Annotated in this window: 5 protein-coding genes and 1 pseudogene; 2 read left to right on the top strand and 4 right to left on the bottom strand. The window is 71.6% G+C overall.

Going from position 1 to position 3438, the window contains the following annotated elements:
* Positions 1-71: 71 nt before the first annotated feature.
* On the top strand, positions 72-341 hold the full coding sequence (locus EF903_RS30395; protein ID WP_125548203.1) for a DUF1876 domain-containing protein: 270 nt from the start codon (positions 72-74) through the stop codon (positions 339-341).
* 66 nt (positions 342-407) lie between these two features.
* On the opposite strand, the gene EF903_RS30390 is transcribed toward EF903_RS30395, so the two are convergent.
* Positions 408-650: a DUF397 domain-containing protein gene (locus EF903_RS30390; protein ID WP_125548202.1), complete on the bottom strand. Its 243-nt coding sequence runs from the start codon at positions 648-650 to the stop codon at positions 408-410.
* Entirely contained in the window at positions 650-1471 is an 822-nt protein-coding gene (locus tag EF903_RS30385) for a helix-turn-helix transcriptional regulator (RefSeq protein WP_125548201.1), read from the bottom strand. The genes EF903_RS30390 and EF903_RS30385 overlap by 1 nt, the downstream gene beginning before the upstream one ends.
* A gap of 213 nt (positions 1472-1684) precedes the next feature.
* Between EF903_RS30385 and EF903_RS30380 the strand changes: the two genes are divergently transcribed.
* Positions 1685-2062 (top strand): ATP-binding protein, encoded by a 378-nt coding sequence (locus EF903_RS30380; protein WP_399422026.1) that lies wholly within the window; start codon positions 1685-1687, stop codon positions 2060-2062.
* Between the two features lie 80 nt (positions 2063-2142).
* Here the strand turns inward: EF903_RS30380 and EF903_RS30375 are convergent, their stop codons facing one another.
* Positions 2143-2949, bottom strand: a complete 807-nt coding sequence (locus EF903_RS30375) for a VOC family protein (protein WP_125548204.1) — start codon at positions 2947-2949, stop codon at positions 2143-2145.
* A gap of 102 nt (positions 2950-3051) precedes the next feature.
* Positions 3052-3438, bottom strand: a pseudogene (locus EF903_RS30370) (hypothetical protein); the annotation flags it as partial.

The raw sequence follows: 3438 nt of genomic DNA, 5'->3' as shown, positions 1-3438 counted from the left end.
CCCCACTCGCATCCCGCCCTCCCCGGTAGCACCCTGGAGTGACAAGGGTGAGCACCTGGAGGTGATGCACCATGTCCACACTGGTCGGGTGGCACGTGGAGCTCGAATTCACCGAGGACGGACACCGCACCACTGCGGCGGCCATGGTCAGACTCGGTGACGGCTCCGAGATGCGGGCGCGCGGTTACGCCATGCGTCACCCCTCCGACCCGGCGCAGCTGAGGGTCGGGGAAGAGATCGCGGGCGCGCGGGCGCTGATGGATCTCGCTTCCCAGATGTTGCAGAAGGCGCACGGAGAGATCGACGAGGCGACGGGCCGGCACTCCTACCCGCTGTCGTAGCGAAGTGATCCGCGAACGAGCGGGTGCCGGCCGAGCCCCGGCCGACACCCGCTGCCTCGGGCGCGGCTACCGGCCGGCGACCCACCCGGCGAGCGCCGTCCAGGCGCCGGGAGCAAGGCTCAGCACCGGCCCGTCGGTGACCTTGGAGTCCCGGACGTGAACGGTGCCGGGGCAGGCGGCGACCTCGACGCAGGCGCCGCCTTGCTCGGTGCTGTGGCTGGACTTTCGCCAATCGATGGCGACCTCCAGGCAGTTGCCGCCGTCGCTGCCGCTGTAGCTGGACTTGAACCACGTCAGTGCGGTGCTCATCACTCTCCTAGCAGGCGGTCCAACTCAGCCCTCGTCTCCTCCGGGTTGAGGGCCTGAGTCCGCAGCATCGCATACCTGCGCTCCAAGATGCTCACCTCGTTCATGTCGGAGATGAGCTGACTCCCTCGCTGTGTTTCTGCATAGGCCAGGCGCTGGTAGTCAGGGGTTTCAAGGAGCACGAAAGGGCCGTCGAGCGCCGGATGGCTGGTACGGTCCAGCGGGTATACCTGGATCGACACACCCGGCAGTTTCGAGCAGCTGAGCAGATGCGCGAGCTGCTTCCGGTGGACTTCCGGGCCACCGATCTTGAGGCGCAAGGTCGGCTCCCAAATGACGAAGCTGAGGGTGACCGGGGTCTCGCGATGCAGGATCTCCCGTCGTGCAATGCGGATCGCCGTCTGTGCAGAGACGACGTCGTTCGCCAGGAAGGGAATGCGGTTGCGGAACACGGCTTCCGCGTAGGCGTCGGTCTGGAGGAGGCCTGGCAGCACCTGGTTTTCGTACGAGGAGATCGCAAGGGCGTCACGCTCGCGATCCAGGTATTCCTCAGCCCACAGGGGCACCTGATCCACCGCCGGCAGCTTCTCCACCCCCGCCGCCAGCACCCCGCCCGACTCCAGGACCCGGTCCATCGTCTCGGCGACGTCCGGCATCAGGGCGCGTCTGCCCTGCTCGATCGAGGCGATCGTCTCCTCTTCCATCCGCACCAACTTGGCCAGTTGGCGCTGTGTCAGGCCCTTCCTGACCCGCAGCACGGCCACCTGCGCCCCCACCATCTTCAGGGCGGTGCCGTTCTTCGGTACGCGTTTCCTCGGCGGCATGTTTCCGGACTCCCCACCTGCGCCCGCGATGTACCCGTACCTGCCCGTACCAATGGATCGGTACGGGCGGTCGCTCTGCACACGGTAGTCACAGACGGCGACGATCGCCCCGTGATCCAGGAGATTGAACCCGCCCGGATGAGGGACCGCTACTTCGCTCGCTCACGCCAAACAGTGTCCGCTGCCAGGCAGTTCACGGCGGAAACACTTGACGTGTGGGGTGTCGCCCACCACCGCGACGACCTGTTGCTCTGCGTGAGCGAACTCGCCGGCAACGCCCTCCGCCACGGTGTCCCGCCCGGCCGGTACTACCGCGTCCGGCTCCGGCGGTACGAGGGCGGCGTGCGGCTGGAAGTGCACGACAGCGGCCCCGGCCTGTCCCGCACCCGCATCGGCGACGGGTACGGCCTGCGCATCGTCGAGGCCCTCTCCGACCGGTGGGGAGCGGTGCCGAGGCAGCCGGGGAAGTCGGTGTGGTGCGAGTTCGGCGCGCCCTCGAAGGTGTCACCGCCGCCCGCCTGGCAGTTCCTGATGGAACCGATCGCAGACCCGGCGGCGGGGCGGGGCCATGCCCGTGAGCGGCTCGAATGAGCCCAGGCCGTGAGCCGACCGGCTGCCGACGGGACGGGCCGAACCATCCCGTCCCGTCGGCAGCGGCCCGGCCCCCTCTGTCACATCGGGTCCGGCTGCTCCGGAGCCTCGGTCGGCGTGATCACGGCGAAGACGGCGCCCTGCGGGTCGGCGACGACGGCCATCCGGCCGGCCGGCATGTCGAAGGCGGGGGCCATGACGCTGCCGCCGGCGCGTTCCGCGGCGGCTTGGGCCGCGTCGGCGTCGGCCACGCGGAAGTACGGCAGCCAGTGCGGCGGGGTGCCCTTCGGGTGCCGGTCGAGGGACATCATGCCGCCGACGACCCGGTCGTTGACCTTGAGCTCGGTGTAGCCCTCGGCGCCCGGCATCTCGGACGGCGCCGGCGTGATCGGCAGGATCTCCGCGTAGTACGCGGCGGCCTTGCCGGGGTCGCTGGTCGCCAGTTCGTTCCAGGTGAGGGTGTTGTCCTCGTTGACGATCCCGGCGCCGTGGAAGGTGCCGGCCTGCCAGATGCCGTAGACGGCGCCGGTGGGGTCGGAGAGGACGGCCATCCGGCCGAGGTCCATGACTTCCGTCGGGTCGACCAGGGTGCCGCCGCCGGCCGCCGCGCCCGCTCTGACCACCTCGTGTACGTCGTGCACGGCCAGGTACGTGGTCCAGGCGGCCGGGGGCATCGGGTCGGGGACGGAGCCGTCCGGGTTCATCGCCTTCATGATCCCGGCGACCGGTTGCCCCTTGTACTCGCAGACGGAGTAGCCGCCGGTCTCGGGCGGGCCGATCTCGCCGGTCCAGCCGAAGAGGCCGGCGTAGAAGTCGAGGGCGGCTTGCTGGTCGGGCACCATCAGGTCGATCCAGCACGGGGTGCCGGGCCGGTACGGGCCGGTCATGAGGGGCACGGGGCCTCCGGGGCGGGTGGGGACGGACGGACGGCACGTCCCTACCCCCGCCCCGACCGCCCGGAATCGGGCCGAACGGGTGGTCGGTCCCCGCTAGAACGCCCGGCCCGTGACGGCGTCGGCGAGGAGCAGGGCCAGCACCGCCAGGTTCAGCAGCAGCCCCGCCGCCGGCAGCGGACGGAACGGGCGGCGGACGGCCGAGCGCGCGCAGACCATCCCGGCGACGGCCAGCAGCAGCAACAGCGGCCACAGGAAGCCGGGAACCCGGCCGCCGGTCGCGGCGATCGCCGTGGTGGCGGCCGCCCCGGCGAGGAACGCCCCCCGCACGGCCCGCCCGGCCGACCGTGCGGCGGGAGCGGGCCGCCCCGCGCCGCCGGGCATGGCGCGCGATCCGGCGGCGCCCGGCCCGGCCCGCTCCGGCCCGGCCCGCTCCGGGCCGTCCCCGCCCGAGCCCGGAGGCCGCGGGGCCGGGGCCTGGGC

The sequence above is a fragment of the Streptomyces sp. WAC05292 genome (genome assembly GCF_003949955.1).
In the GTDB taxonomy this organism is placed as follows: Bacteria; Actinomycetota; Actinomycetes; order Streptomycetales; family Streptomycetaceae; genus Streptomyces; species Streptomyces globosus.
Note: the sequence above shows the minus strand (reverse complement) of the source record. Positions and strands in the feature narration are given on the sequence as shown.

Excerpts from the sequence above, each read along its gene's own strand:
- EF903_RS30395 (WP_125548203.1), top strand. The coding sequence starts at position 72 with ATGTCCACACTGGTCGGGTGGCACGTGGAGCTCGAATTCACCGAGGAC.
- EF903_RS30385 (WP_125548201.1), bottom strand. The coding sequence starts at position 1,471 with ATGCCGCCGAGGAAACGCGTACCGAAGAACGGCACCGCCCTGAAGATG.
- EF903_RS30375 (WP_125548204.1), bottom strand. The coding sequence starts at position 2,949 with ATGACCGGCCCGTACCGGCCCGGCACCCCGTGCTGGATCGACCTGATG.
- EF903_RS30390 (WP_125548202.1), bottom strand. The coding sequence starts at position 650 with ATGAGCACCGCACTGACGTGGTTCAAGTCCAGCTACAGCGGCAGCGAC.